At 63.6% G+C, this 25,171-nt stretch carries 24 protein-coding genes; 16 read left to right on the top strand and 8 right to left on the bottom strand.

Going from position 1 to position 25,171, the window contains the following annotated elements; all coding sequences use genetic code 11:
• Nucleotides 1–113: 113 nt before the first annotated feature.
• A complete protein-coding gene (locus tag CAG31_RS27660; protein ID WP_085586927.1) occupies nucleotides 114–1,151 on the bottom strand; it encodes a dienelactone hydrolase in 1,038 nt (345 codons plus the stop codon).
• Between the two features lie 236 nt (nucleotides 1,152–1,387).
• Nucleotides 1,388–1,999, bottom strand: coding sequence for an FMN-dependent NADH-azoreductase (locus CAG31_RS27655; protein ID WP_085586926.1), 612 nt, complete (start codon nucleotides 1,997–1,999; stop codon nucleotides 1,388–1,390).
• 127 nt (nucleotides 2,000–2,126) lie between these two features.
• Here CAG31_RS27655 and CAG31_RS27650 point away from each other — a divergent pair, with 127 nt between their 5' ends.
• Both CAG31_RS27650 and CAG31_RS27645 read left to right on the top strand, forming a co-directional pair.
• Nucleotides 2,127–3,035: a LysR substrate-binding domain-containing protein gene (locus CAG31_RS27650; protein ID WP_085586925.1), complete on the top strand. Its 909-nt coding sequence runs from the start codon at nucleotides 2,127–2,129 to the stop codon at nucleotides 3,033–3,035.
• A complete protein-coding gene (locus CAG31_RS27645) occupies nucleotides 3,032–3,391 on the top strand; it encodes an MmcQ/YjbR family DNA-binding protein (protein ID WP_085586924.1) in 360 nt (119 codons plus the stop codon). Before CAG31_RS27650 ends, CAG31_RS27645 begins: the two co-directional genes overlap by 4 nt.
• 179 nt (nucleotides 3,392–3,570) lie before the next feature.
• Here the strand turns inward: CAG31_RS27645 and CAG31_RS27640 are convergent, their stop codons facing one another.
• Nucleotides 3,571–3,981: a DUF1294 domain-containing protein gene (locus CAG31_RS27640; RefSeq protein WP_085586923.1), complete on the bottom strand. Its 411-nt coding sequence runs from the start codon at nucleotides 3,979–3,981 to the stop codon at nucleotides 3,571–3,573.
• Complete coding sequence (locus CAG31_RS27635; RefSeq protein WP_085586922.1) at nucleotides 3,978–4,808, bottom strand: undecaprenyl-diphosphate phosphatase; 831 nt, start codon at nucleotides 4,806–4,808, stop codon at nucleotides 3,978–3,980. Before CAG31_RS27635 ends, CAG31_RS27640 begins: the two co-directional genes overlap by 4 nt.
• A 301-nt stretch (nucleotides 4,809–5,109) precedes the next feature.
• Here CAG31_RS27635 and CAG31_RS27630 point away from each other — a divergent pair, with 301 nt between their 5' ends.
• From CAG31_RS27630 to CAG31_RS27590, 9 genes are all read left to right on the top strand, one after another.
• Complete coding sequence (locus CAG31_RS27630; RefSeq protein ID WP_085586921.1) at nucleotides 5,110–6,744, top strand: methyl-accepting chemotaxis protein; 1,635 nt, start codon at nucleotides 5,110–5,112, stop codon at nucleotides 6,742–6,744.
• A 333-nt stretch (nucleotides 6,745–7,077) separates the two neighbouring features.
• Entirely contained in the window at nucleotides 7,078–7,644 is a 567-nt protein-coding gene (gene pnuC / locus CAG31_RS27625; protein WP_085586920.1) for a nicotinamide riboside transporter PnuC, read from the top strand.
• Nucleotides 7,641–8,165 carry an AAA family ATPase gene (locus tag CAG31_RS27620; protein WP_085586919.1) on the top strand — a complete coding sequence of 175 codons (525 nt, stop codon included), beginning with the start codon at nucleotides 7,641–7,643 and terminating at the stop codon, nucleotides 8,163–8,165. The genes pnuC and CAG31_RS27620 overlap by 4 nt, the downstream gene beginning before the upstream one ends.
• A gap of 358 nt (nucleotides 8,166–8,523) precedes the next feature.
• Nucleotides 8,524–8,973, top strand: a complete 450-nt coding sequence (locus tag CAG31_RS27615) for a hypothetical protein (protein WP_085586918.1) — start codon at nucleotides 8,524–8,526, stop codon at nucleotides 8,971–8,973.
• 1 nt (nucleotide 8,974) lies between these two features.
• Entirely contained in the window at nucleotides 8,975–9,547 is a 573-nt protein-coding gene (locus tag CAG31_RS27610) for an adhesin (protein WP_085586917.1), read from the top strand.
• Nucleotides 9,548–9,615: 68 nt separating this feature from the next.
• A complete protein-coding gene (locus tag CAG31_RS27605; protein WP_085586916.1) occupies nucleotides 9,616–10,620 on the top strand; it encodes a heme utilization protein in 1,005 nt (334 codons plus the stop codon).
• A 64-nt stretch (nucleotides 10,621–10,684) separates the two neighbouring features.
• Nucleotides 10,685–11,365, top strand: a complete 681-nt coding sequence (locus CAG31_RS27600; RefSeq protein WP_085586915.1) for a C39 family peptidase — start codon at nucleotides 10,685–10,687, stop codon at nucleotides 11,363–11,365.
• Nucleotides 11,366–11,408: 43 nt separating this feature from the next.
• Entirely contained in the window at nucleotides 11,409–12,155 is a 747-nt protein-coding gene (locus CAG31_RS27595) for a hypothetical protein (RefSeq protein ID WP_085586914.1), read from the top strand.
• A gap of 45 nt (nucleotides 12,156–12,200) precedes the next feature.
• A complete protein-coding gene (locus CAG31_RS27590) occupies nucleotides 12,201–13,505 on the top strand; it encodes a transporter (protein ID WP_085586913.1) in 1,305 nt (434 codons plus the stop codon).
• Nucleotides 13,506–13,587: 82 nt separating this feature from the next.
• Here CAG31_RS27590 and CAG31_RS27585 read toward each other — a convergent pair whose 3' ends face one another.
• Nucleotides 13,588–14,913, bottom strand: a complete 1,326-nt coding sequence (locus CAG31_RS27585; RefSeq protein ID WP_085586912.1) for a sigma-54 dependent transcriptional regulator — start codon at nucleotides 14,911–14,913, stop codon at nucleotides 13,588–13,590.
• Nucleotides 14,914–15,257: 344 nt separating this feature from the next.
• On the opposite strand from CAG31_RS27585, the gene CAG31_RS27580 reads away from it, so the two are divergent.
• The 3 genes from CAG31_RS27580 to nhaB all read left to right on the top strand — a co-directional run bounded on the left by CAG31_RS27580 (nucleotide 15,258) and on the right by nhaB (nucleotide 18,675).
• On the top strand, nucleotides 15,258–15,524 hold the full coding sequence (locus CAG31_RS27580; protein ID WP_085586911.1) for a hypothetical protein: 267 nt from the start codon (nucleotides 15,258–15,260) through the stop codon (nucleotides 15,522–15,524).
• 285 nt (nucleotides 15,525–15,809) lie between these two features.
• Nucleotides 15,810–17,099, top strand: a complete 1,290-nt coding sequence (locus tag CAG31_RS27575; protein WP_085586910.1) for a hypothetical protein — start codon at nucleotides 15,810–15,812, stop codon at nucleotides 17,097–17,099.
• Nucleotides 17,100–17,172: 73 nt separating this feature from the next.
• A complete protein-coding gene (gene nhaB / locus CAG31_RS27570) occupies nucleotides 17,173–18,675 on the top strand; it encodes a sodium/proton antiporter NhaB (protein ID WP_085586909.1) in 1,503 nt (500 codons plus the stop codon).
• Between the two features lie 136 nt (nucleotides 18,676–18,811).
• Here the strand turns inward: nhaB and CAG31_RS27565 are convergent, their stop codons facing one another.
• Genes CAG31_RS27565 through gnd form a run of 3 tightly spaced genes read right to left on the bottom strand, consistent with a single transcriptional unit; the run spans nucleotide 18,812 to nucleotide 22,130 of the window.
• The gene (locus CAG31_RS27565; RefSeq protein ID WP_085586908.1) at nucleotides 18,812–19,633 is read right to left on the bottom strand and encodes a Cof-type HAD-IIB family hydrolase; all 822 of its coding nucleotides are present in this window, start codon (nucleotides 19,631–19,633) and stop codon (nucleotides 18,812–18,814) included.
• Nucleotides 19,630–21,153 carry a glucose-6-phosphate dehydrogenase gene (gene zwf / locus CAG31_RS27560; protein WP_085586907.1) on the bottom strand — a complete coding sequence of 508 codons (1,524 nt, stop codon included), beginning with the start codon at nucleotides 21,151–21,153 and terminating at the stop codon, nucleotides 19,630–19,632. The genes CAG31_RS27565 and zwf overlap by 4 nt, the downstream gene beginning before the upstream one ends.
• On the bottom strand, nucleotides 21,150–22,130 hold the full coding sequence (gene gnd / locus CAG31_RS27555) for a phosphogluconate dehydrogenase (NAD(+)-dependent, decarboxylating) (protein ID WP_085586906.1): 981 nt from the start codon (nucleotides 22,128–22,130) through the stop codon (nucleotides 21,150–21,152). Before gnd ends, zwf begins: the two co-directional genes overlap by 4 nt.
• A 274-nt stretch (nucleotides 22,131–22,404) precedes the next feature.
• Here gnd and CAG31_RS27550 point away from each other — a divergent pair, with 274 nt between their 5' ends.
• The gene (locus CAG31_RS27550; protein ID WP_085586905.1) at nucleotides 22,405–22,587 is read left to right on the top strand and encodes a DUF6026 family protein; all 183 of its coding nucleotides are present in this window, start codon (nucleotides 22,405–22,407) and stop codon (nucleotides 22,585–22,587) included.
• Nucleotides 22,588–22,776: 189 nt separating this feature from the next.
• Nucleotides 22,777–24,522 carry a phosphoethanolamine transferase CptA gene (locus CAG31_RS27545; protein WP_085586904.1) on the top strand — a complete coding sequence of 582 codons (1,746 nt, stop codon included), beginning with the start codon at nucleotides 22,777–22,779 and terminating at the stop codon, nucleotides 24,520–24,522.
• Nucleotides 24,523–25,171 lie beyond the last annotated feature (649 nt).

Here is a 25,171-nt window from a genome sequence, read left to right as displayed (position 1 = left end):
CAAACTGGCCCGGATCGTATTCGCCCTGCTCAAAGGACAAAGCGAATATGAACCGAAAGCAGGCTGAGGGCTTTGCCTCAACCATAGAATCTCCCACAGGGGATATCGGGGATTCATTGGTCTGCGGTCTGCATCCCCGCCCGGCTGGGCCGGCCCAGCACCCGGGAAAAGAACCGCCCGGCCTCGGAGATCAGGTTGCGGTGGATGTCTTCGCGGTCCACACCGTCGGCGTCGGTGCACAGGGCGGGCATGGCGACGATCTGCTCTTCGTTGCACGGCGCCATGAACACGAAATGCCCGGCCCCGGCCAGCAGCTTGAAGTCCGGCGCGGTCGGCAGCTTGCGCGCCAGGGCGGCGGCGTTCTTGTCGAAGGCCACCAGTTTGTCGCCGTCGCCGCTGTACATCAGCACCGGCACATGCACGTCGGCCAGCGTCTGGCGGCCGAACTTGAGGCTCAGCGGCGCCATCAGCAGCAAGGCATGCACCCGTGGATCGGCCACCGGCTGGAGGTCGTCGCGGTCGACGATCAGCTCGCCCTGGGTGTTGCAGGCGTCGCGGTCGTCCGGGCGCTCCTGGCAATAGCGGCGCAGGCGATCCAGGTCCGGCGTGGCGCCCGAGAGGATCAGCGCCGTCTCGCCGCCGGCCGAATAGCCGATCACCCCGACCTGCTCGGCGTTGACGAACGGCGCGAGCATGCGGTCGCCGAGGGTGGCGGAGATGGCTTCGGAAATCTGGATCGGCCGGCCGTACAGGTTGCTCAAGGTACCGAGGCGGCTGTGGTCCTTGGAGTTGTCGCCGGGGTGGATCACCGCCACCACCACGAACCCCTTGCGCGCCAGCGACGTGGCGAGGTCATGCAGCGCCAGCGGCGTGCCGGTGTTGCCGTGGGACAGCATCAGCATCGGGAAGCGGCCGATGGCGACCTTGACGTCTTCGCCGGCCTCGACCGTGTAGCCCTCAAGCTTGCTGGTGTGCTCTCGGTCGCTGGACGGGTAGAATGCGATGGCGCGCATCGGCTGCAGGTCCAGGGGGTCGAGGAAGGTCATCTCGTGGAAGCCGACGCTCCAGCGAGGATGCTGCCCAGGCGCCGCGTGCACTGAGTTCAGGCTGCCGAGCAGGCAAATCAGTAACGTTGCACAAAGACGCATCATGGGATGCCCCACCCTGTGTTACTCAATCGAAAGATCCGTTGCGGTCCGATGCGCGAAACACCGTGGTTTTGGCGTTCCTGCGCGTCGCTGCACTCAGACGTCGAACGTTTGACTGCATAACCCGGGCCAGATTATGTAACAGTCAGAAACAAAAAACTCCGTATTCGGCCCTTGCAGAACCAGAATACAGAGTTTTTTGAGGTTTACCTGAACAGACGCTGTTCTTTACGCAAGCCTTACGCGGCGGCGAACAGTTGCTCGCTGATCTGCATGTGAGCGGCGTTCATGGCGTTGTTGCGCACTTCCTCACCGTAGGCCAGGCCTTCGGCACGGACGATTTCGATGTCGGTGATGCCGAGGAAGCCCAGCACCAGCTTCAGGTACTCTTCGTGGGCGATGCCGCTGGCCTGGCCGGCGTGCAGACCGCCGGCGGTGGACACGATCAGCACTTTCTTGCCGCCGCACAGGCCTTCGGGACCGGCTTCGGTGTAGCGGAAGGTCTGGCCGGCCACGGCGACGCGGTCGATCCACGCCTTGAGCTGGGTCGGAATGGTGAAGTTGTACATCGGCGCAGCGATCACGATGGCGTCTGCGGCTTTGAATTCGGCCAGGGTGGTGGCGCTGAGTTCGGCTTCGTGCTGCTGGGCGGCGTCACGCAGTTCGGCGGTGGTGCCGGCGGCCACCAGGGTGGTCGACGAGAAGTGGCTGATGGCGTCGGCGGCCAAGTCGCGGTAGGTCACCACGGCGCTTGGCTCGGCGGCTTGCCAGGCTTGCACGACTTCCTTGCTCAGCTGACGGGATGCAGAGTTGTCGCCCAGAATGCTCGAATCGATGTGCAGCAGTTTCATGTGGAATCTCCTGGAAAGAATCGCCGATGGCGACGGAATGGAGACAATCCTACAGACGAAACCAATAGCTGATTAGACGGTAACAATGCGATAGTTTGTCCCACTGATAGAACAGTCGGATTTCACCATGCAAGACCTCAACGATCTCTACTATTTCGCCAAGGTGGTCGAGGCCGGCGGATTCGCCGCCGCCGGCCGCCTGCTCGGCATTCCCAAGTCGCGCCTGTCGCGGCGGATCGCCGAGCTGGAAGAGCGCCTCGGCGCCCGGCTGCTGCAGCGCACCACCCGCCAACTGAAGCTCACCGCCGTCGGCGAACGCTACCTGCGCCACTGCCAGGCCATGCTGCTGGAGGCGGAAATGGCGGACGAAGCCGTCGCCAGCATGTCCAGCGAGCCCCGGGGCCGGCTGCGGGTGTCCTGCCCGACGGGGCTGGCCCATGAAATGCTGCCGATGGTCATCAGCGATTTCCTGGGCAAGTTCCCCCAAGTGCAGCTGGAAGTGATCCTGCTCAACCGCCGGGTCGACCTGATCACCGAAGGCGTCGACGTCGCCCTGCGCGTGCGCGAGCACGGCGACGAAGACCCGATGCTGGTCACCCGCCGTTTGCGTCAGGCGCAGATGGTCGTGGTAGCGAGCCCTTCCTTTATAGAGGGCGTCGAGATCCGGCATCCCCAGGACCTGAGAAACCTGCCGGTGCTCGGCGCCCTGGAACCTGACCGGATGGTGCATGTGCGCCTGCTCGACGAACACGGCAAGAGCTGCGACCTGGCGCTGGAGGCCCGCCTCGGCATCGACGACTTCATCGTGCGCAAGGCTTGCGTGCTGGCCGGGCAAGGCTTCACCCTGCTGCCGATGATGTATTGCGAAGCGGAGCTGAACAACGGCACGCTGGTGCAGTTGCTGCCGGGCTGGTCATTGCCCGGCGGCTGGCTGCAAGCGGTGTATCCGCACCGGCGCGGGGTGATGCCGGCGGTGCGCGCGTGGATCGACCACCTGGTCGAATCGTTCAATGCCTGTGGAGAGCGCCTGTTATGAAACAAGGAAAGATGAGCGAAACGGACGTCGCCGCGTTCTGCCTGACGTTGCCCGGTGTGCGGGAGGATTACAAATGGGGTGGCGTGCGGGTGTTTTCGGTGGCCGGCAACAAGATGTTCGCCTTGCAGGGGCTGCGCGGCGAGTCGCTGGCGTTCAAGGTCGACAAGGATCTGTTCCTCGGCCACTGCGACCGCCCGGGCATCGGCCCCGCGCCGTACCTGGCGCGGGCGCAGTGGATCATCATGCACCCGCCCTACCCGCTGGGCGCCGAGGAACTGCAAGGGTTGCTGCAGCGCTCGCACCAGTTGGTGGTGGGCAAGCTGCCCAAGCGTACGCAGGTCGGGTTGTTGCTTTGATCGGTTGGCGCTTTGGGGCGAGCCCATCGCCAGCAGGCTGGCTCCCACAGGGTTCTGCAGTGACCGCAGACTCTGCGTTCAACAGCCATCCCTTGTGGGAGCCAGCCTGCTGGCGATAGCGGCGACCCATCCAGCCTCGCCGGACCAGGCCGACCGCCGAGCCAAAGGCCAACCACCGCTCAAAACACCGCTGACAGCGCCGCCCCGTAGAACAGCCGGTCGATCCAGAACATCTGGTGCAGCCCCACGATCATCCAGAACACGATCTGGAACGACGCCTTGCGCGTCTTGTGGCGGAACACCTGCTGCGCGATCAGCGCGCCCGGCCAGCCACCGGCCAGCTCCACCGCGTGCAGGATGTTCTCCGGCGTGCGCCAGGCCTCGTTGCGGGCCTTGCGCTTGTCGCCCCAGTACAGGAAGAACGCCACCGCGCTGACGACGCCGTAGGCCGCCAGCGGGATCAACGAGATCCCGTGCAGCCACATCGACAGCGAGCCGTACAGCGGCAGCGCGCACACGGCCAGGAACACCGCCAGTTTGACCTTCAGGTGCTGGACACCGCCCCCGCGGCGGGCGCGGGGATCGCTCATGGCTTGGCCGCCGACCAGTCCACCCAGCCGAACTGCCAGGTCGCCAGGATCACCAGGCCGAACACGATCCGGTACCAGGCGAACGCCGCGTAGCTGTGGCTGCCGATGAACTTGAGCAGCCCGCGCACGGCGATCATGGCGAAGATGAACGCGGTGACGAAGCCGATGGCGAACACCGGAAAGTCCGCCGGCACGAACAGGTCGCGGTACTTGTAGCCCGAATACACCGCCGCACCGACCATGGTCGGCATGGCCAGGAAGAACGAGAACTCGGTGGCGGTCTTGCGCGACAGGCCGAACAGCAGGCCGCCGATGATGGTCGAGCCGGAACGCGAGGTGCCGGGGATCATCGCCAGGCACTGGGCGAAGCCGATCTTCAGCGCGTCCGTCCAGGTGATGTCATCGACCGTTTCGGCGTGCACTTCATGCTGCCGGCGCTCGGCCCACAGCATGACGAAGCCGCCCAGCACCAACGCAGTGGCCACGGTGATGGGGTTGAACAGGTAATGGTGGATCAGGTCGGCGAAGACCACCCCCAGCACCACGGCGGGCAGGAAGGCGATCAGCAGGTTGGCGGTGAAGCGCCGCGCCCCCGGCTGGGTCGGCAGCCCGACGACCACGTCGAAGATCTTGCGACGAAATTCCCAGACCACCGCCAGGATGGCGCCGAGCTGGATGATGATGTTGAACGCCATGGCCCGTTCGCCGCCGAAGTCGAGCAAGTCGGCGACAATGATCTGGTGTCCGGTACTGGAAATGGGCAAAAACTCCGTCAGCCCTTCTACAACTCCTAGAATCAATGCCTGCAAGGCGGTCCAAAGATCCATCGATCCCCCAAAGAGCGATGCCCGGCGGCATGCCCCGATAATATTTTTTCAATCGTTCACTGCGAGAAGCGTAGCCGCTGCGGTGCGGTGCGCACACGCACAGGATCCACATCAAAGGGTCAAAATTCCGTGAAGAATCAATCGCCATTCAGGTTTTTCCGTGCGGGGCCGAAATCCTAACAGACAAGCCGAAATAACGCTGTGCGTTATACGACTTGGGTCGCGTAGGCGCCCGTCCCGAAACGTGGTTGGATGCTGGCGGCGTTTTATGACAAGAACAAGAAACCGGAGTGACAGCGCTATGAACAGCTTGCGCAGTGTGTCGATCAGCCGACGCTTGTGGCTCATCTTGATTGTGGCGGTGGTCATGCTGCTGACCCTGGGCGTGTTGATGCTCAAGCAGGTGCACGACGGCCTGTACCACGCCAAGGCGCAGAAGACCCAGCACGTGGTGCAGACCGCCAGCGGCCTGCTGACCTACTACCAGGGCCTGGAAGCGGCCGGAACCCTGACCCGCGACGCCGCGCAGAAGCAGGCGCTCACCGCCATCCGCGGCCTGCGCTACGACCAGAACGACTACTTCTGGATCAACGACCTCACCCCCGTGATGGTCATGCACCCCACCAATCCCAAGCTCGAAGGCCAGAACCTCTCGGCGATCCGCGACCCGGACGGCTTTGCGGTGTTCAACGAGATGGTCGCCATCGCCAAGTCCAAGGGCGCCGGCATGGTCGACTACCGCTGGCCGAAGCCCGGCGCCAGCGAGCCCGTAGCCAAGACCTCCTACGTCAAGCTGTTCGAGCCGTGGGGCTGGGTGATCGGCTCCGGCGTGTACATCGACGACGTGCAGGCCGAATTCCAGGGCCAGGTGCTGAAGGCTTCGGCGGTCGGCCTGGTGATCGCATTGATCATGGCCGTGCTGGTGATTCTGATCGCCCGCAGCATCGTGCGGCCGTTGCAGGAAAGCGTCAGCGCCATGGCCAACATCGCCAGCGGCGAAAGCGACCTGACTCGCAGCCTCGACACCCACGGCCAGGACGAAGTGACCCAATTGGCCCATCACTTCAATGCCTTCACCGCCAAGCTGCGCCGGGTGATCGGTGACTTGCAGGCCTCCGCCAGCGCCTTGGGGCAATCGTCCAGCGAACTGGGCAACGATGCCGCCCAGGCCCAGGAGCGCAGCCAGCAGCAGTCGCAGCAGATGGAACTGGTGGCCACGGCCGTCAACGAAGTCACCTATGGCGTGCAGGACGTGGCCAAGAACGCCGAGCACGCCGCCAGCGAAGTGCGCGACGCCGAGGCTCAGGCCCAGCAGGGCCAGATCAACATCGACGGCAGCCTGCAGCAGATCGACAGGCTGTCCGGCACCATCGACCAGGCCGTCGAGGTGATCCGCACCCTGGCCGCCGAAAGCACGCAGATCGGCAGCGTGCTGGAAGTGATCCGCTCGATCGCCGAGCAGACCAACCTGCTGGCGCTCAACGCCGCCATCGAAGCGGCCCGGGCCGGCGAACAGGGCCGCGGGTTTGCCGTGGTGGCCGATGAGGTGCGCCTGCTGGCGCAACGCACGCAGAAGTCCACGGCGGAGATCCAGGCCATGATCGAACGCCTGCAGAACCATTCCGAGGCGGCGGTCAAAGTCATCGGCGAGAGCAGCACGGCCTCGCAGTTGACCATCGAACAGGCCGGACTTGCTGGTGCGAGCCTGAACGCCATCGGCCAGGCGCTGCGCAACCTCAACGGCCTGAACGCCTCGATCGCCAGCGCCACGCTGCAACAGGCCCACGTGGTCGAGGACATCAACCAGAACGTCACCCAGGCGGCCGGGCTGTCCCACAGCACGGCGCTGGCGGCGGAGCAGTCCAGCGCCGCCAGCGTGCGCCTGGGCCAGCTGAGCGAACAGCTGAACGGGCTGCTACGCCAGTTCCGGGTCTGACCATCGGCCAAGGCACTGCCCGGCGGTGCCTTGGCTGACGCCATCGCCAGCAGGCTGGCTCCCACAGGATTTGCGGCGGCCTGCCGTTTGCGCGAAGAACGCCGAACCCTGTAGGACCTTGCCCTGCAAGCGATGGCGGTGTGTCAGGCAATAAAGATGCCGGCTGGCCCGGCCTCATCGCTGGCAAGCCAGCTCCCACAGGATTTGCGCAGGCCTGCCGTTTGCGCGAAGAACGCCGCCATCGCCAACAAACCGGTGCCCACAAGCAGGCTCGCGCCCGGGACTTTTTTGGGTACAATCCGGCCCCTCTTCCGCTCCCTTCAAGGATTGTGCATGTCCGGGCTTGAACTGTTTGCCGCCGCCCTCGGTGTGATCGCCGTCTGGCTGACGGTCAAACAGAATCCGTGGTGCTGGCCGATCGGGCTGGTCATGGTGCTGCTGTACAGCTGGATCTTCTTCGAGGTGAAGCTGTATTCGGACATGTTGCTGCAAGTGGTCTACGCCGCCCTGCAGCTCTACGGCTGGTGGCAGTGGACGCGCGCCGGGACGATGCACGACGGGCGCCAGGTCAGTCGGCTTGCCCCGTCCTCGATCGTGCAGGGCCTGGGCCTCGGCGCCGTCGGCAGCCTGGTGCTGGGTGCTGCGATGGCCCATTGGACCGACGCCGCGCAACCCTGGCTCGATGCCGCGCTGACCGGCTTCAGCCTGGTGGCGCAGTTCTGGATGGCCCACAAGCGCCTGCAATGCTGGGCGTTGTGGATCGTGCTGGATGTGGTCTTCGTCGCCCTCTTCCTCTACAAGGCGCTGTACCTCACCGCCGCGCTGTACGCCCTGTTCACCCTGATCGCGGTGCTGGGCTGGCGTGAATGGCGGGCCGACCCGGCGTTGCGCCACGCATGAAGACCGTCGTCCTCACAGGTCCCGAATCCACCGGCAAAAGCTGGCTGGCGGCCAGCCTCCAGGCACGCTTCGGCGGCGTGCGGGTGGACGAGTACGTGCGCACCTTCATCGAGGAAAAGGCCCGGGACACGTGCCTGGCCGACATCCCCGAGATCGCCCGCGGCCAATTGCACCGCGAAGACCAGGCGCGGGCACAGCGGCCGCCGCTGCTGATCCTCGACACCCACCTGCTGAGCAACATGCTCTGGAGCCAGACCCTGTTCGGCGACTGCCCGGCGTGGCTGGAGGAGCAATTGCTGGCCCGCCGCTACGACCTGCACCTGCTGCTGTCCCCGGAACAGATCGAATGGACCGACGACGGCCAGCGCTGCCAGCCGCAACTGATCGAACGGCAGGCGTTCTTCAACGCCACGCAAGCCTGGCTGGAACGCCACGGTCAGCCGCTGCGGATCATCCGCGGCGACTGGGACGAACGGCGCCGCGAGGCCTTCGCGGCGGTCGAGGCCCTGCTGGCCGGCTGACCCGTTCGCCGGGGCCTCTGCCCCGCCCTTTTCCCCTGCTTTGGGGCAAAAGTGTCCATTCCTGAAACACGTCCCCCGCTGCAAAGTGCCCGTCTTGGCGCGCTTCATCGCTTTGTCATGCCTTGTGTTACAGCGGTGAAACAGCACCGCGCAAACCCTTGTTCCAGAGCTTTGCATCGGCTTTGGCCCACTTGCGGGCCCGGTGCCTGTTTCAGCGCTGAAACAGCTTTTGTATCAGCCTTGCGCAACGCGGAACCAACCCATTGAAATCCATGGAGTTTTAAAAACCGGCACAGCTTTCGCTCTCTCCCTCACAACGCTGACCTGGGCTCGGCCCACTGAAGAAGGAACAGCCACCGTGGGGAAAATCAAAAAAGGCCTGACCTGCCTCCTGGTGATCGGATCCGCCGCCAGTGCACTCATCAGTTTCAACGTTCAGGCCGGCGGCAACGGCGTGATCGTCCTCAACCGCGATGTCCAGCCTACACCCATCGGCCGCAGCGCCGGCAAAGATCCGTACCCGACCACCGTCAACGCCAACCCTTCGGCGCGGATCAACCAGACCATCGACAACACCGAACTCAACGACGGCGACTTCGCCAGCGTCGCCAGCGGCTCGTCGATCCGCGGCAACATGGCGACCCCCAACGGCAGCCTGCCGGGCCTCAACACCCTGACCAACCCCAACGGCATGCCCGGCATGAGCGCCGGCCACGGCGGCGGCGCCGGCGGCACGATCTCCAACACGGTCAACCGTGCCATGAGCACCGGCCTGGCGCCGCTGACCCGCATGGCCGGAGGCCAATGACATGAATCGTTCCCTGCTCCTGCTCGCCCTGATCGGCTGCGCCAGCGCCATGGCCGATCCCAGCTCTGTGAACAACGCGAACATTCAAGATTCAGGCATGCAGTACCGCGGCAACTTCAACGTCAACCAGGCCGCCGGCGACCAGATGCAGCAGACCAACGCCAAAGCGGTCGCCATCGGCACCAACGCCCATGCGACCACCAGCGTGATCCAGAAGATCGACACGCCGGCCGACCGCTCGACGAACGCCAGCGCCACCATCGGCGGCGCCTCCTTCAGCAACGGCAGCGGGATCCTGGGCGTGAACCAGGGCGCCGGCGCCAACAACCAGATGGCCAACGTGACGCGCGTCAGCATCAGTGCTGCCCCGCAGAGCGTTGACGACAGCGCCCTGTCGCAACAGAACGTGGCGCTTTTACCGAACTCAGGAGCAACTGGCACCTCACCCGGCAGTCGCCAGGTCACGACGAGTGATCAGGCCTTCACCGGCAGCCGAGGAGTGATCCAGGTGAACCAGAGTGCCGGGGTGGGGAACCGTATGGCTAACACCCTGAGCATCCGGGTCGCTGACTGACCCAAACAGGCAGTGCAATTAGAAAGTACCAACACTTAACCAACTAATAAGCACGACGGAGAAACACCATGAAACCTACAATGGCCCTCAAACCACTGGTTTTCGCACTTGCAGCAGTGATGGCAATCGCAGCACAGGCAGGCGGCCGTGATGACAATCACGGTCATGGTAACGGCCACGGCAACGGTCATGGCCACGATCCAAAAGGCCCGACCCTTGAGCAAATCCTTCAGATCACCGCCGGCGCCGGCGCCGCTGTGCTGGACGAACAGAACAGCGACGGCAACGTGGTGAAAAACCAAGGCACCAAAAACGATGCCAAGGCTGACAACTCGCTGAACAACTCCAACGGCAACATGGGCGCCAACGTGGCCGCCGGCGACGGCAACCAACAAGACAACGCCGCTGCCCTGGCCACCGCCGACGAAAGCTTCATCTTCGGTACCGCTGTTGCTGCCTCGAGCGCCACTCAAGTCAACAACAACAACTATGTGAAAAACTCGTCGACCACCAACAGCGCTACTCTGAACAACGCTGGCAACAACGGCTCCGGGAACATCGGCGTCAACGTGACTTCCGGCAACTTCAACCAACAGAAAAACAACCTGGCGATCGCTGTTTCGGGTGGCCGTGTAGCCAACGCCGCCGCTGCCGCCAACCAGTCCTCCACTGGCCTGGTCGTCGACAACAAAGGCGTGCAGACCTACAAAAAAGACACCCTTACCGGAACCTTCTCTGCCGCTGGCGTCTTCGCCGCCAAAGGCACCGCAACCATCGAAGGCGACGATCACCATGGCGGCCACGGCGGCTATGGCAACGACAACCGTGGCGGCGGTCGTGACGACGATCAAAAAGCCAAATTCGAAGCCGTTGGTGTCTTCGGTCTGGCTGGCGTCACCACCCAACAAGTGCTGACCAAAGACGGCTGGAAAAACCCTGTGACCAACACCGCCAACATGACCGGTTCGATGAACAACTTCTCCGGCAACGGTGGAGCCAACGTATCGGCAGGTGTGGGCAACCAACAAAGCAACTCGCTGTCCATCGCCGCAGGCTGCAAAGCCTGCATGTAACCGCGATCAAAACGAAAGCCCCGGAAACGGGGCTTTTCGTCGGTCCCACAAGGCGTACCCGACCATGCGTACAACTGCCCTCATCGCCCTGCTTTGCCTGTCCGGCCTGACCCAGGCCGCTCAGATACCGGTGGCCGCCCTGCCCGGTGGCGTACTGGTCTATAAGGACGTGCAAAGCCTGCGTGAGCGCAAGTTTGCCGACATCGTCGAACAGAAAACCGACTTCAGCTGCGGCGCCGCCGCACTGGCGACGGTGTTGCGCCAGGCCTATTGGCTCGACGTCGATGAGGAGCACATCATCAAAGGCATGCTGGTCAACGCAGACCAGGACCTTGTCCGTACTCAAGGTTTCTCCATGCTGGACATGAAGCGCTACGTGGAAAGCATCGGCATGCGCGCCAGGGGCTACCGGATACCGGCCGACAAACTCGAGTCGGTGAGCATTCCGGTCGTGGTACTGATGGAGATTCGCGGCTACAAGCATTTTGTGGTGCTGCAGCGGGCGGACAAGGATTGGGTCTACATCGGAGACCCGGTTTTAGGACACAAACGCTACGCCCACAATGACTTTGTCAAAGGTTGGAACGGCATCGTCTTTGCCATCGTCGGCCCCGGATACGACAAGACCAATGCATTGCGCAGTCCTCCGGAACCGCTGACGGCCAAGAACAAGCTGGATACTTTCAACCCCGTCAAAGATGCTGAACTGATGGACTTCGGGTTCATACAGAGCGACTTCTTCTAATCGCCGATTACAAGAATGGGGCTGGATGTCCCGGGAGCAGCGGATGAAAACCTCATATTGGCTGGCCGCCGCCTGCCTGGCAGCGAGCGCATCAAGCTTTGCCAATGCAGGATTCAAACCCATTGAAATCAAGGACCAAGAGCTCGCCGAGCTTCGCGGTCGCTACGTCATGCCGGGCCGGATCATCAGCTTCGGTGTGGTCATGAGCAGCACCTGGCGCAACGCCAGCGGCGACATGATCGGGGCGTCGGCCTCGATGCAACTCCAAGCGGCAACGGTAAAACCCGAATTCTATGTCTCGACCATCAAGGAAACCGGTAACGGCAGCCCCCTGCAGACGGGGACCGGCAACGTCATTGGTGGCGCAGGACTGAACAGCAGCCAGGGCGTGACGCAAAGCGTGCGCGCCGCCGGCGACAGCAACACCGCCTACAACAACGTGGCGATCAACGTCAAAGAGGCCAACCAGGCACCGGCACTGGTGCCTGCCCAGGGGCAAGCCCTGATGGCCGGACAGACCATTTCCGGCAGCAACGCCGCCGGCAGCGTGGCGGTCTCCGCCACCGGCGGAGGCGTGCAGATGGCCATTCAGGCCGCCGGCAACCAAGGGACGGCCCTGCAACAGGTCGCCCAGGGCGGGCTTTTGCAGAACAGCCGCCTGCTCGGCAACGCCAACGTCGTCAATAACCTGACGCAACTCAACGTGGTCCTCAGCAACAACGGCATGAGCGCCGGCGCGCTGGACTGCAATCTCACTCAACTCAGGGCACTACGCAACATCGGATATTGAACTACGCTGAGTCTCGACCATTGGGCTTGAAGGGACGGCTTATTCATGTATCGATCAGTTTCACTGCGTGCGGCTGTATGTTTGAGTACTCTACTTCCCGCCGCAGCATTGCATGCGGCGCCGGACGCGGACGTAGAGGCCCTGAAACAGGAACTTCTGGAGCTTAAGCAACGATACGAAGTGCAACAAAAGGCCCTGGCGGTGCTCGAGCAGCGGGTCCGCCAGGTCGAGGACCAACCCGCTTCACCACCGCCCAAGCGCCTGGCCAAGTCGCCGGCCGACATGAAAGGCAACAAGCAGGTCGCCGGTACCGGGGCCGCAGCCGCGTCGGGGGGCGCAGCGGGGGGAAGCGGCGCATCCTATGGCCAATCGCTGGCCGACGACTCGCAACCGGCGCAGAGCGTGTCCAACCTGTACGACGAGGCCAGCGGCTTCTTCGGCGGCGGCAAGTTCAGCTTCGAGACCGGCATCACCTATTCGCGCTACGACACGCGCCAGCTGATCCTCAACGGTTTCCTCGCGCTGGACTCGATCTTCCTGGGCAACATCAACCTGGACCGGATCAAGGCCGACACCTGGACCCTTGACCTCACCGGCCGCTACAACTTCGACAACCGCTGGCAGTTCGACCTGAACGTGCCGGTCGTGTACCGCGACTCGACCTACCAGTCCGGCGGCGGCAACAACGGCGCCGCCAACGTCACCACCGAACAGGACGTGAGCCGCGACCCGACCATCGGCGACGTCAACTTCGGCATCGCCTACAAGTTCATGGACGAGTCGGTCAACACGCCGGATGCGGTGGTCACGTTGCGGGTCAAGGCCCCTACCGGCAAGGATCCGTTCGGCATCAAGCTGCGCCAGACCGACGCCAACAGCAACCTGTTCGTGCCGGACACCCTGCCCACCGGCAACGGCGTCTGGTCGATCACGCCCGGCATCTCGCTGGTCAAGACCTTCGACCCGGCCGTGCTGTTCGGCAGCCTGTCCTATACCCACAACCTGGAGGAGTCCTTCGACGACATCAGCTCCACGGTCAACCAGAAGACGCCGGGCAAGGTGCGCATCGGCGACAGCTTCCAGATCGGCGCCGGCATCGCGTTCGCGCTGAACGAGAAGATGAGTATGTCGTTCTCCGTCTCGGACCTTGTGCAACGCAAGAGCAAGCTCAAGCAGGACGGCGGGGATTGGGAATCGGTGGTGTCCAGCGACGCCAACGCCGGTTACTTCAACGTCGGCATGACCATCGCGGCCACCGACAACCTGACCATCGTGCCCAACCTGTCCATCGGCATGACCGACGATGCCCCGGACTTCTCCTTCAGCCTGAAATTCCCGTACTACTTCTGACGGGCGCCCATGCAAAAGGCCCGCTGCGATCCCTGTCGCAGCGGGCCTTTTCAGTTTCCCCTCCCCGGGGAAACACCGCGCCCTAGCGGATCTGGTGCTTGTGCAGCAAACGGTAGAAGGTCGGCCTCGAGACGCCCAGCACCTTGGCGGCCACGCTGAGGTTGTCGCTGTGGCGGTTCAGCACGTCGCACAGCGCCTGGCGTTCGGCCCGGGTCTTGTAGTCTTCGAGGGTGCCCATGGGGGTCGTGACCGACTGCTGGCTGATCAGCCCCAGGTCGCGGGCCTCGATCTGCCGCCCTTCGGCCAGCACCAGGCCGCGGCGCACGCGGTTGGCCAGCTCGCGGACATTGCCGGGCCAGTCGTGCTTGCCCATGGCGATCAGGGCGTCTTCGCTGAAGCTGCGCGGGCGCCGGCCGGTCTCGTGGCTGTAGAAATGGGAAAAGTGGTTGGCCAGCATCGACAGGTCGCCGTGGCGCTCGCGCAGCGGCGCGGTCACCACCTGCAATACGTTCAGCCGGTAGTACAGGTCTTCGCGAAAACGTTTCTTCTCGATGGCCGCCTCAAGGTCGACGTGGGTGGCCGCCAGAACGCGCACATCCACCGGAATCGGCTGGCTGCCGCCGACCCGTTCGATGTGTTTTTCCTGGAGAAACCGCAGCAGGTTGGCCTGGAGCTCCAGCGGCAGGTCGCCGATCTCGTCCAAAAACAGCGTGCCGCCGTTGGCCGCCTCGATGCGCCCGACCTTGCGCTGATGGGCGCCGGTGAACGCGCCTTTCTCGTGGCCGAACAGTTCGGACTGGATCAGATGCTCGGGAATCGCCCCGCAGTTGATGGCCACGAACGGCTTGCTGTGACGTTGGGACTGGCGGTGCAGCGTGCGGGCGACCAATTCCTTGCCGGTGCCGCTTTCGCCGCGGATCAGCACCGGCGACTCGGTGGGCGCCAGTTTGCTCAGCAGCTTGCGAAGTTCACGGATCGGCTTGCTGTCGCCGAGCAGTTCGTGCTCCGGCTGATCGACGTGGATCGTGCCCTGGCCGCGCAGGCGCGCCATGCCGAACGCCCGGCCCAGGGTCACCTGCACCCGCGAGACGTCGAACGGCAAGGTATGGAAATCGAAGAACCATTCGCAGACGAAGTCCCCGACATTCTGCAGACGCAGCACTTCCTGGTTGAGGACGGCGATCCACTCGGTGCCGCTGCGGCTGATCAGCTCCTTGACCGCCTCCGGGCGCTCCAAATGAAAAGGCTGCAAACGCAACAGGCCGACATCGCAGGTGCGGTCGGCGGCGTTTTCCAGCGAACAGCTGTCGACATCCCAGCCCACGGCACGCAAACCGGGCAGCAGGCGGTGACAATCGTCACAGGGGTCGACCACCAATAGTCGTCGTAGGGCAGGCGCTTCGCTCATGACTGTTCCTTGGCGCCAAATTATGGGAAATGATCGCAAAAACAGTCATTTGGCAGACCTGGCTGTAACATTAGCAAGAATTTGACGGCACCTTGTATCAATTGCTTATAGGCGTACAAGTGAAGCAGTTATAAGTAACCGGTTTATTAGTTAGCTATCGACATGATTCTTTCACCAGGCTTTCAAAAGCGCCCGGACAATTGCCGGATCGGAAGAAAGTTGAAATTTCTTCGAATCCTGTGTGACCCGTCCCCCGGTTGCGTGCATCAGTACAAGTAACCAGCCGAACGGTAAGCCCAACCGACGGCACATCACTTGATTGGGCACTACAGAGAGAAGACCCCATGACCGCCCCGCTCCGTATCAACGAAGCTCTTTTGATTGCCAACCGCGCGTTCGAACCCTTCCAATGCGTGGCCTGGGCCCCACAAGACGGCAACGGCGAACTGAACCTGACCGTCATCGACCGCACCAACTCCCAGATCGGCCGCACGAAGATCCCGAGCAGCGCCTACTCCGACCCGGCGCAACTCGAACACCTGCTGCAACGGGCCCGCGCCGAACTGAGCGAAGAAGGCTACACGCTGCAATCCTGGTCGATGCCACACTGATCCGGGGCGATGCGGATGACGTTCCTGTCATCCGCCCCTCTTGCGCTTAGTTGCCGCATCCCTTCTTTTATTAGCGCACTCGCGTACAACTTTCTTCACAAGTTGAAGGCCCGAATACTTGGCAGGCTTGCGACTGGTTCAGAAAGTCATTGTTCTGGCACAGTGCGACCCTCCACCTGTTACTTCTGTCAGTTGTACTTGCACTCTTTCAAGGATTGAATGGGTCGCTCATGCAGTTGCCCGACCGACTTCCCGGTGTCGGCCGACTCGCAAGGAGACGCGTGCATGCCCACCCAGACCGCTTATGCGTTACCCGCACCTGCCGACAACGCCGGTCAACTGGACACCTCTTTTGCCGCCAACGGCGTCGCCCGGGTCTACTTCGCCGGCAGCCGCTCCAGCCTCACCCAGGGTGTGGCGCTCGATGCCCAAGGCCGGATTCTGGTGGCCGCCAAGGTCGGCACGGACCAAGGCAGCCGTTTCGGCCTTGCCCGTCTGCTGCCGGACGGTTCGGCAGACCTGAGCTTCGGCCTGCACGGGAGCGTGATCGGTGCCTACGCCGACGGCTACGAGGCCACCGCCGGCAAGGTGCTGGTACTGCCTGACGGACGGATCCTGCTGGCCGGCCTGCATTATGAAAACACCCACCGCACCCTGCCCGCCCTCGCCCTCTTTGACTGCCACGGCCGCCCCGACGGTGCGTTCGGCGAGGACGGCCGGCAAGTCGTGCGCTTGCCGGGCGACCTGTCCATGGGCTCGCGCGACTCTTGGCTGCCGCCCGGCGTCCCCGGTGCCGAGGCATGCGACGTCGCCTTGCAGCCCGACGGCCGGATCCTGCTGATCGCCAATCACCATTTCGAACTCGCCGACCATGCCGGCATCCTGATCCGCCTCACACCCGGCGGCCAACCGGACAGCACCTTCAATGGCCGCGGCTTCGTGATGGTTCGCCACCTGCTGCTGAACACTTGGCTCAGCAGCCTGCTGCTGCAGCAGGACGGGCGCATCGTGGTCGCCGGCTCCATCGATTTCCCTCAAGAGGGGCTGCTGGCGCGTTACCTGCCGGACGGCCGACTGGACGAGCGCTTCGCCGTGGACGGGTTCATGGCGTTCAAGGCCGGGGGCCAGAGCGCGCTGGTGAGCCAGGTCCTCGAATCCGCCGAGCGCCTGCATTGCCTGGGCAGCAGCCGCGATCCGATCCGCTGCCTGTCACTGACGCTTCACGTCAACGGCCGCCCGGATGTGCATTGCAACGGCGCGCGACCGCACCTGCTGGAAATCGGCCACAGCGGTTGCCAGTGGACCGCCGCCGTCCGGATGGCGGATGGTCGGATCATCGCGGCCGGCGCCACTATCGGCGGCGTCGAAGCGGATTTCATCGTCGCCCGCTACCTGGCGGATGGCCGGCCGGACCGGTGCTTCGGCGACGGCAACGGCTGGCTGCGCACGCGGCTGGGGCACAGTCTGGACACCGCCACATCCATGGCCCTAGAGCGCGACGGCGGGATTCTGGTCGGCGGCTACTCGCTTGACGGCAATTACCGTGCTGTCGTGGCGCGTTATCTGAATCAATAAGAGAAAACTCCTACGCTTGATCTTGATCGAAGCTTGCGGCACCGTGCGCGCTTCTTAAGACAAGGAGCAACCGATGTCCGGCTCGATGGCCCAAGCGTTCGCGCACAATTTTCTCGGGCACTCTCCCCGTTGGTACAAGGCGTGCATCGTCGGGTTCCTGATACTCAACGCGCTGGTGTTGTGGACGGCAGGCCCGGTGGCTGCCGGCTGGCTGCTGGTGGTCGAATTCATTTTCACCCTGGCGATGGCGCTCAAGTGCTACCCCCTGATGCCGGGCGGCCTGCTGCTGATCGAAGCGCTGCTGCTGAACATGACCACGCCGCAAGCCATCTACGATGAGCTGGTGCACAACTTCCCCGTGATCCTGCTGCTGATGTTCATGGTCGCCGGCATCTACTTCATGAAGGATCTGCTGCTGTTCCTGTTCTCGCGCCTGCTGCTGGGCGTGCGCTCCAAGGCACTGCTGGCGTTGATGTTCTGCTTTCTGTCGGCGTTCCTGTCGGCGTTTCTCGACGCGCTGACCGTCACCGCCGTGATCATCAGCGCCGCTGTGGGCTTCTACTCGGTGTACCACCGCGTGGCCTCCGGCAACGATCCTCGCCAGGACAGCGAGTTCAACGATGACCAGCATCTGCCCGTGCTGCACCACGGGGATCTGGAGCAGTTCCGCGCCTTCCTGCGCAGTCTGCTGATGCACGGCGCGGTCGGCACGGCCCTGGGCGGCGTGTGCACGCTGGTGGGCGAGCCGCAGAACCTGCTGATCGGCCATGAGATGGGTTGGCACTTCGCCGAGTTCTTCAGCAAGGTCGCGCCGGTGTCTCTGCCGGTGCTGGTGGCCGGCCTTACGACCTGCGTACTGCTGGAGAAGCTGCGCTGGTTCGGTTACGGCACGCTGCTGCCGGACAACGTTCGCGCCGTGCTGGCCAACTATGCCGCCGAAGACAACGCCGAACGCACCCCGCGCCAACGCGCCGCCCTGCTGGTGCAAGGCGCCGCCGCTCTGATCCTGATTGCCGGGCTGGCCCTGCACATCGCCGAGGTCGGCCTGATCGGGCTGATGGTGATCGTGCTGATCACCGCCTTCACCGGCATCACCGATGAACACCGGCTGGGCAGCGCCTTCAAGGACGCCATGCCCTTCACCGCCCTGTTGGTGGTGTTCTTTGCGGTGGTCGCGGTGATTCACGACCAGCAACTGTTCGCGCCGTTGATCCGCTGGGTGCTGGCGCTGCCGGCCGAGCAGCAGCCGGGCATGCTGTTCATCGCCAACGGTCTGCTGTCGGCGATCAGCGACAACGTGTTCGTGGCCACGATCTACATCACCGAAGTGAAGCAGGCGTTCCTGTCCGGCCACATGAGCCGCGAGCATTTCGAGACGCTGGCGATCGCGATCAACACCGGCACCAACCTGCCGAGCGTGGCGACTCCCAATGGTCAGGCGGCGTTCCTGTTCCTCCTGACCTCGGCCATCGCGCCGCTGGTGCGCCTGTCGTATGGGCGCATGGTGTGGATGGCGTTGCCGTACACCGTGGTGATGGGCGTTTTGGGCTGGTATGCGGTGAGCTATTGGCTGTAGCCGACATTTTCAGGGCCTGACACGCCGCCATCGCCAGCAGGCTGGCTCCCACAGAGTTTGCGGTGGCCCACAGTCAGCATTCCCCCAGCAAACCTGGGGGAGCCAGCCTGCCGGCGATGGCGTCAGCATGAGCCCCCTACCGGGGCAGGATGTACCGCTCGATAGCCTGCGCCACGCCGTCTTCGCTGTTCGAGCCGGTCACCGCATCGGCCTGGCGCCGGATCTCCTCCGGTGCCTGCCCCATCGCAATCGACAGCCCGGCGCAGTGGAACATCGCCGGGTCGTTGCCGCCGTCGCCGATGGCGGCGGTCTGGGCCAAGGGGATGCCCAGGTATTCGGCCAGCGTCACCAACGCGGTGCCTTTGTTGGCCTCCAGCGCCGTCACGTCCAGATAGACCGGCTGCGAGCGCGACACCTGGGCCATGCCGTCGACCTGCGGCAACAGGCGCGCCTCCAGCTCGATCAACAACTCGGTGTTGTCGCTGGCGGCCACGATCTTGGAGATGCGTTCCAGGTAGGGTTCGAAGCTGTCCACCACCACCGGCGGGTAACCGAGCCCGTGCTGCTCGCGCGGCACCATCGGCCCGTGCGGATCCTTGAGCAGCCAGTCGTCGCCGCTGAACACCCAGATTTCGATGTCCGGCCGGTCGGCGAACAGCGCCAGCGCCGTCAGCGCGGCGGTGGCCGGCAAGTGGTGGGCCGCCAGCAGGCTGCCGTCCGGGTTGACGATCGTGCCGCCGTTGAAGCCCGCCGTCGGCAAATCGACGCCCAACGCCTCGATCTGCTGTCGCATGGCCCTGGGTGGACGTCCGGTGGCGAGGCTGAACAGCACGCCGGCCTCGCGCAAGGCGCGCACGGCTTCGACCGTGCGCGGGCTCAGGCTGTGGTCGGCCCGCAGCAGCGTGCCGTCCATGTCGCTGAGCAGAAAACGGATGGGTTGCGGCGCAGTGTCACTCATCCCAGGCCATGCCAGACGCGGCCGTCGCGGGTCAGCAGTCCGTTGGCCGCTTCCGGGCCGTCTTCGCCGGCCGCATAGGCCTGCACGCTCGCATCCTGCTGCCAGGCGTCGAGGAACGGCTGCACCGCCCGCCAGCCGTTCTCGATGTTGTCGGCGCGCTGGAACAGCGTCTGGTCGCCGGTGAGGCAGTCGTAGATCAGCGTCTCGTAACCGGTGGACGGCTGCATCTCGAAGAAGTCCTTGTAGGCGAAACCCAGTTCGATGTTAGCCATGTTCAGCGCAGGCCCCGGCCGCTTGGCCAGCAGGTCGAACCACATGCCTTCGTTGGGCTGGATCTGGATGCGCAGGTAGGTCGGCTGCAGCTCGTCCACTTCGGTGTCGCGGAACTGCGCATAAGGCGCCGGCTTGAAGCAGATGACGATCTCGGTGTCGCGCACGCTCATGCGCTTGCCGGTGCGCAAGTAGAACGGCACGCCGACCCAGCGCCAGTTGTCGATCATCACCTTCAGCGCCACGTAGGTTTCCGTGGTGCTGTCCGGCGAAACGTTGGCCTCTTCGCGGTAACCGGCCAACGGCTTGCCGTCCAGGGCTCCGGCGCCGTACTGGCCACGCACCGAGTTGGCCCGCGCCTCTTCCGTGGTCCAGGGGCGGATGGCGCCGACCACCTTGGCCTTCTCGCCGCGCACCGCGTCGGCGCCGAACGCGGCCGGCGGCTCCATGGCGACCATCGCCAGCAGCTGGAACAGGTGATTGGGCACCATGTCCCGCAGGGCGCCGGTGTTTTCGTAGAAGCTGCCGCGGGTCTCCACGCCGACGGTCTCGGCGGCGGTGATCTGCACGTGGTCGATGTAGTGGTTGTTCCAGAAGGCTTCGAACAGGCTGTTGGAGAACCGGCTGACCAGGATGTTCTGCACGGTTTCCTTGCCCAGGTAATGGTCGATCCGGTAGATCTGCTTCTCTGTCATCACCTTGAGCAGGCAGGCGTTCAAGGCTTCGGCGGTCTTGAGGTCCGAGCCGAACGGCTTTTCGATCACCACCCGCCTGAACGCTTCCGGAGCTTCCTCCAGCAGGCCGGCGCTGCCGAGCCTGCGCACCACCTCGCTGAAGAAACGCGGCGCGGTGGCCAGGTAGAACACCGCGTTGCCGGTGCCGCTGTCGGCGATCTTCGCCGCCAGGGCCGAATAGGTGCCGTCGTCCAGGAAGTCGCCCTGGACGTAGCTGATGTTTTTCGCAAGCTGGGCCCACAAGGCCGGGTCAAGGGACTGGTTGCCCTTGCCGACCTTGCTGGCCACTTCGTCGCGGATGAAGTCTTCGAGTTTCTTCGCGAAGCCTTCATCGCTGATGGCGTTGTGGTCAACGCCGATGATCCGCAGTCCGTCACCGAGCAACCCGTCGCGCTTGAGGTTGTACAGCGCCGGCATCAGCAGGCGCTTGACCAGGTCGCCGTGGGCGCCGAACAGAAACAGCGTGGTCGGCGGCGCGGGCTCGGCCTTGGACTTCCTGCGGATCACATGGGTCATTTCTTCGCGGTCTCCACATGGCCGCCGAAGCCGAAGCGCTGGGCCGAAAGGATCTTGTCGCCGAAGGTGCCCTGGCCACGGGAGCGGTAGCGCGAGAACAGCGAGTTGGACAGCACCGGCACCGGCACCGCTTGTTCCATGGCCGCCTCGATGGTCCATTGGCCTTCGCCGCTGTCCGCGACAGAGCCGGAGAAGCCGTCGAGTTTCGGGTCGGCCGCCAGCGCGTCGGCGGTCAGGTCCAGCAGCCAGGACGACACCACGCTGCCGCGGCGCCACACCTCGGCGATGTCGGCGACGTTCAGGTCGAAGCGCTGATCTTCCGGCAGGCGCTCGCTGGACTTGGTCTTGAGGATGTCGAAGCCTTCGGCGAAGGCCTGCATCATGCCGTACTCGATGCCGTTGTGGATCATCTTGACGAAGTGCCCTGCGCCGGCGGGACCTGCGTGGATGTAGCCGTGCTCGGCACGCGGGTCGTCGGACTTGCGGTCCTTGGTGCGCGGGATGTCGCCCATGCCCGGCGCCAGCGTCTTGAACAGCGGGTCGAGACGGCTGACGGTCGCGGCGTCGCCGCCGATCATCATGCAGTAGCCGCGCTCCAGGCCCCAGACGCCGCCGGAGGTGCCCACGTCGATGTAGTGCAGGCCTTTCTCGGCCAGGGTCTTGGCCCGGCGGATGTCGTCCTTATAGTTGGTGTTGCCGCCGTCGATGATGGTGTCGCCGGCCTCAAGCAGGGTGCTCAGGGTTTCGATGGTCTCTTCGGTCGGCGCGCCGGCCGGCAGCATGACCCACACGGCGCGAGGCTTGGCGAGGCCGGCGACCAGCGCCGGCAGGTCGGCGACGCCCGTGGCGCCCTCGGCGGCCAGGGTGTCCACAAAAGCGGTATTGCGGTCGTAAACAACGGTGGTGTGACCGTCGAGCATCAGGCGCCGCGCAATGTTGCCGCCCATGCGGCCCAGTCCAATAATCCCGAGTTGCATGTGCTGATGCTCCTTACTGCAGTAAAAGTGTGTCAATGGTTATAGCCCAACGCGACTGATGGAGGTTAGTCCGAAGCGTCGTGATGAAGTTTCCGGGCATTGTGCCCGATCCAGACAGATAACGTCGGGAAACGTGGCGAAGACACAACGACCGCAAAAAATAAAAAAGTTCCCATCACAGGCAAAAGAAATCAGAATCGGCGCCGATAGTGAGTCAGGATCCCGCAGCCGGGAGCCGATTCACGGTTGAGTCACACCGTTTGCGAGGTGAGCAATGGGCACAGTACATACCGCAACACCGCCACAAACCCTGTACGTCACGATCCGCCGCGATGAACTGCGCGAGCTGAAGGACGAACGCGATCAGCTCAAGCGGGAATTGGCGCAACTGCGCCTGCTGACGCAGGGCGCCCAGCCCGCCCCGCTGCCGACCCTGCAGCGCCGCCCCAACGCCTGACCCCTCTGCCCCGGGAGCGGCCCGCGCCGTTCCCGTCACGATGCCCGCCTCGCCTTTACGGGCAACTCACAAAGTTTTCACATCCGCTTGTTGATACTCCGCCGATTGAGCCGAGCGAGAGCGTTCGGCTTCCGTTCGTCGGCAAAAGGATGCACCGGCGGTGGTTGTGACGAGTGAGCGGAGCGCTGAATGGCATTGTTCAAACGCAGCAATACGACTGCGACAGGTTTTGACTGGACCGGACTGCTCTGGCTGTTCGTGTTCTTCTGGTACTTTTCGGGCATCACCCAACTGTTGATCCAGCTGACCGGCACCTCCGGGTTCACCGGGTTCCGCCAGGCGTTCGTGATGAGCGCCGTGTGGCTGGCGCCGATGCTGCTGTTCCCCAAACGCACCCGCCTGCTCGCCGCGCTGATCGGCGTGGTGCTGTGGGCCTGCTCGATGGCCAGCCTTGGCTACTTCTTCATCTACCAGCAGGAGTTCTCCCAGAGCGTCATCTTCATCATGTTCGAGTCGAACGTGTCCGAGGCCGGCGAGTACATCACCCAATACTTCGCCTGGTGGATGATTCCGGCGTTCCTCGCCCACACCGCGTTCGCCTGGTTCCTGTGGACACGCCTGCGCCCGGTCTACATGCCCCGTGGCCGCGCGTTCGTGGCGGCGATGGCGATCCTGCTGGCCGTGGTCGGCTATCCGCTGATCAAGCAGACCCAGCGCACCGGCAGCTTCGCCGGCGGTTTCGAGAAGTTCGAGACCCGCATCGAGCCGGCCGTGCCATGGCAGATGGCCGTGGCCTATCACCGCTACCTCGAAACCCTGGGCGAAATGCAGGGCATGCTGCACAGCGCCAGCAAGATCCCGCCGCTGCACAACCTCAAGGATGCGGGCGCCGACCAGCCGGCGACCCTGGTGCTGGTGATCGGCGAGTCCACCAACCGCCAGCGCATGAGCCTCTACGGCTACCCGCGCAAGACCACGCCTGAGCTGGACAAGCTCAAGGATCAACTGACGGTTTTCGACAACGTCATCACCCCGCGCCCTTACACCATCGAGGCGCTGCAGCAGGTGCTGACCTTTGCCGACGAAGAGAACCCGGACCTGTACCTGTCCACGCCGTCGCTGGTGAGCATGATGAAACAGGCCGGCTACAAGACGTTCTGGATCACCAACCAGCAGACCATGACCAAGCGCAACACCATGCTCACGACCTTCTCCGAACAGGCCGACGAGCAGGTGTACCTCAACAACAACCGCAACCAGAACGCCGCCCAGTACGACGGCGATGTGATCGAGCCGTTCAACAAGGCCCTGGCCGACGCGGCGCCGCGCAAGCTCATCGTCGTGCACCTGCTCGGTACCCACATGAGCTACCAGTACCGCTATCCGCCGAGCTTCGACAAGTTCCAGGACCGCGACGGTGTGCCGACCGGCCTGCGCGACGACCAGGTGCCGACCTACAACAGCTACGACAACGCGGTGCTGTACAACGACTTCGTGGTGTCGAGCCTGATCAAGGACTACGCCAAGTCCGATCCGAACGGCTTCCTGCTGTACCTCTCCGACCACGGCGAAGACGTCTTCGACTCGGTCGGCCACACCACCCTGGGCCGCAACGAGAACAAGCCGACCGCACCGATGTACACCATCCCGTTCATGGCCTGGGCCTCGCCGAAGTGGCGCCAGACCCATGATTGGAACTTCGTCGGCGACCTGAGCCGCCCTTACAGCAGTTCGCACCTGATCCACACCTGGGCGGATCTGGCCGGCCTGAGCTTCGACGAACTGGACCGCAGCAAGAGCCTGGTCAGCGACAGCTTCAAGCCACGCCCGCTGATGATCGGCAACCCGTACGAACGCGAGCAGCGTCCGTTGATCGACTTCAGCCTGATGAAGCCGAAGAAACCGGCGGCCACCGAGGTGGTGCAGCAGCAGTGAGACAAAGGGGCCATCTAAGGCCCCTTTTTCATGGGCATCGTTTGTGCGGCCGATGGCCCGATCCCTGTGATCCTGTGATCCTGTGATCCTGTGATCCTGTGGCGAAGGAGTTTGCTCCCTCGCCACAGAGGCACCTACAGCTCATAGAGGTTCTTACAGCTCACACAGAGGGAAGAAACGGGACGGATGTATTTAGCCGTCCCGTTTTCATTCGCCAACATCACAACATTTTCAACCTTCAGCAAAATCGTTTAAACACGTTTAGAAAGACATCCCTAACCCCACATCACCTTGCGCCATTGCCTACAGCTACGCCAGAATCCGCCGGCTTGTTCGCCTTGGGGGCGGGTTCTATCGTTTGGCGGTCACTGACGAATCAGTGATCGGATTTGACCGTCCGCCCAACATCAAGGCGCAGCAGCGTTCTGCACGTGTTCAGGCATTGTCTGAAATCATGTCGCGGTGGCTGTGCGTGGGACACCTTCGGGTGTGCCGGATTCCTTGATGTCCGGTCGGTCAACCCGCGTACAGCTGCCACCCTGTTTGTTTGACCGCGAACGGTGGCGGCTCCAACCATCAAGGAGCTTCACCATGTTCAAACCCACCCCCAACCCACAACAAAAACACACCACGTCCACCTACTAAAAAC

It is taken from the genome of Pseudomonas sp. R25(2017) (assembly GCF_002112565.1).
In the GTDB taxonomy this organism is placed as follows: Bacteria; Pseudomonadota; Gammaproteobacteria; order Pseudomonadales; family Pseudomonadaceae; genus Aquipseudomonas; species Aquipseudomonas ekonensis.
This window is presented reverse-complemented; position numbering and strand designations above follow the sequence as displayed.

Excerpts from the sequence above, each read along its gene's own strand:
- CAG31_RS27585 (WP_085586912.1), bottom strand. The coding sequence starts at position 14,913 with ATGAGCGAAGCGCCTGCCCTACGACGACTATTGGTGGTCGACCCCTGT.
- pnuC (WP_085586920.1), top strand. The coding sequence starts at position 7,078 with ATGTCCGGGCTTGAACTGTTTGCCGCCGCCCTCGGTGTGATCGCCGTC.
- CAG31_RS27630 (WP_085586921.1), top strand. The coding sequence starts at position 5,110 with ATGAACAGCTTGCGCAGTGTGTCGATCAGCCGACGCTTGTGGCTCATC.
- CAG31_RS27610 (WP_085586917.1), top strand. The coding sequence starts at position 8,975 with ATGAATCGTTCCCTGCTCCTGCTCGCCCTGATCGGCTGCGCCAGCGCC.
- CAG31_RS27650 (WP_085586925.1), top strand. The coding sequence starts at position 2,127 with ATGCAAGACCTCAACGATCTCTACTATTTCGCCAAGGTGGTCGAGGCC.
- CAG31_RS27660 (WP_085586927.1), bottom strand. The coding sequence starts at position 1,151 with ATGATGCGTCTTTGTGCAACGTTACTGATTTGCCTGCTCGGCAGCCTG.
- CAG31_RS27635 (WP_085586922.1), bottom strand. The coding sequence starts at position 4,808 with ATGGATCTTTGGACCGCCTTGCAGGCATTGATTCTAGGAGTTGTAGAA.
- CAG31_RS27645 (WP_085586924.1), top strand. The coding sequence starts at position 3,032 with ATGAAACAAGGAAAGATGAGCGAAACGGACGTCGCCGCGTTCTGCCTG.
- CAG31_RS27545 (WP_085586904.1), top strand. The coding sequence starts at position 22,777 with ATGGCATTGTTCAAACGCAGCAATACGACTGCGACAGGTTTTGACTGG.
- CAG31_RS27655 (WP_085586926.1), bottom strand. The coding sequence starts at position 1,999 with ATGAAACTGCTGCACATCGATTCGAGCATTCTGGGCGACAACTCTGCA.
- CAG31_RS27600 (WP_085586915.1), top strand. The coding sequence starts at position 10,685 with ATGCGTACAACTGCCCTCATCGCCCTGCTTTGCCTGTCCGGCCTGACC.
- nhaB (WP_085586909.1), top strand. The coding sequence starts at position 17,173 with ATGTCCGGCTCGATGGCCCAAGCGTTCGCGCACAATTTTCTCGGGCAC.
- CAG31_RS27590 (WP_085586913.1), top strand. The coding sequence starts at position 12,201 with ATGTATCGATCAGTTTCACTGCGTGCGGCTGTATGTTTGAGTACTCTA.
- CAG31_RS27595 (WP_085586914.1), top strand. The coding sequence starts at position 11,409 with ATGAAAACCTCATATTGGCTGGCCGCCGCCTGCCTGGCAGCGAGCGCA.
- CAG31_RS27640 (WP_085586923.1), bottom strand. The coding sequence starts at position 3,981 with ATGAGCGATCCCCGCGCCCGCCGCGGGGGCGGTGTCCAGCACCTGAAG.
- CAG31_RS27580 (WP_085586911.1), top strand. The coding sequence starts at position 15,258 with ATGACCGCCCCGCTCCGTATCAACGAAGCTCTTTTGATTGCCAACCGC.
- CAG31_RS27550 (WP_085586905.1), top strand. The coding sequence starts at position 22,405 with ATGGGCACAGTACATACCGCAACACCGCCACAAACCCTGTACGTCACG.
- gnd (WP_085586906.1), bottom strand. The coding sequence starts at position 22,130 with ATGCAACTCGGGATTATTGGACTGGGCCGCATGGGCGGCAACATTGCG.
- CAG31_RS27575 (WP_085586910.1), top strand. The coding sequence starts at position 15,810 with ATGCCCACCCAGACCGCTTATGCGTTACCCGCACCTGCCGACAACGCC.
- zwf (WP_085586907.1), bottom strand. The coding sequence starts at position 21,153 with ATGACCCATGTGATCCGCAGGAAGTCCAAGGCCGAGCCCGCGCCGCCG.
- CAG31_RS27620 (WP_085586919.1), top strand. The coding sequence starts at position 7,641 with ATGAAGACCGTCGTCCTCACAGGTCCCGAATCCACCGGCAAAAGCTGG.
- CAG31_RS27605 (WP_085586916.1), top strand. The coding sequence starts at position 9,616 with ATGAAACCTACAATGGCCCTCAAACCACTGGTTTTCGCACTTGCAGCA.
- CAG31_RS27565 (WP_085586908.1), bottom strand. The coding sequence starts at position 19,633 with ATGAGTGACACTGCGCCGCAACCCATCCGTTTTCTGCTCAGCGACATG.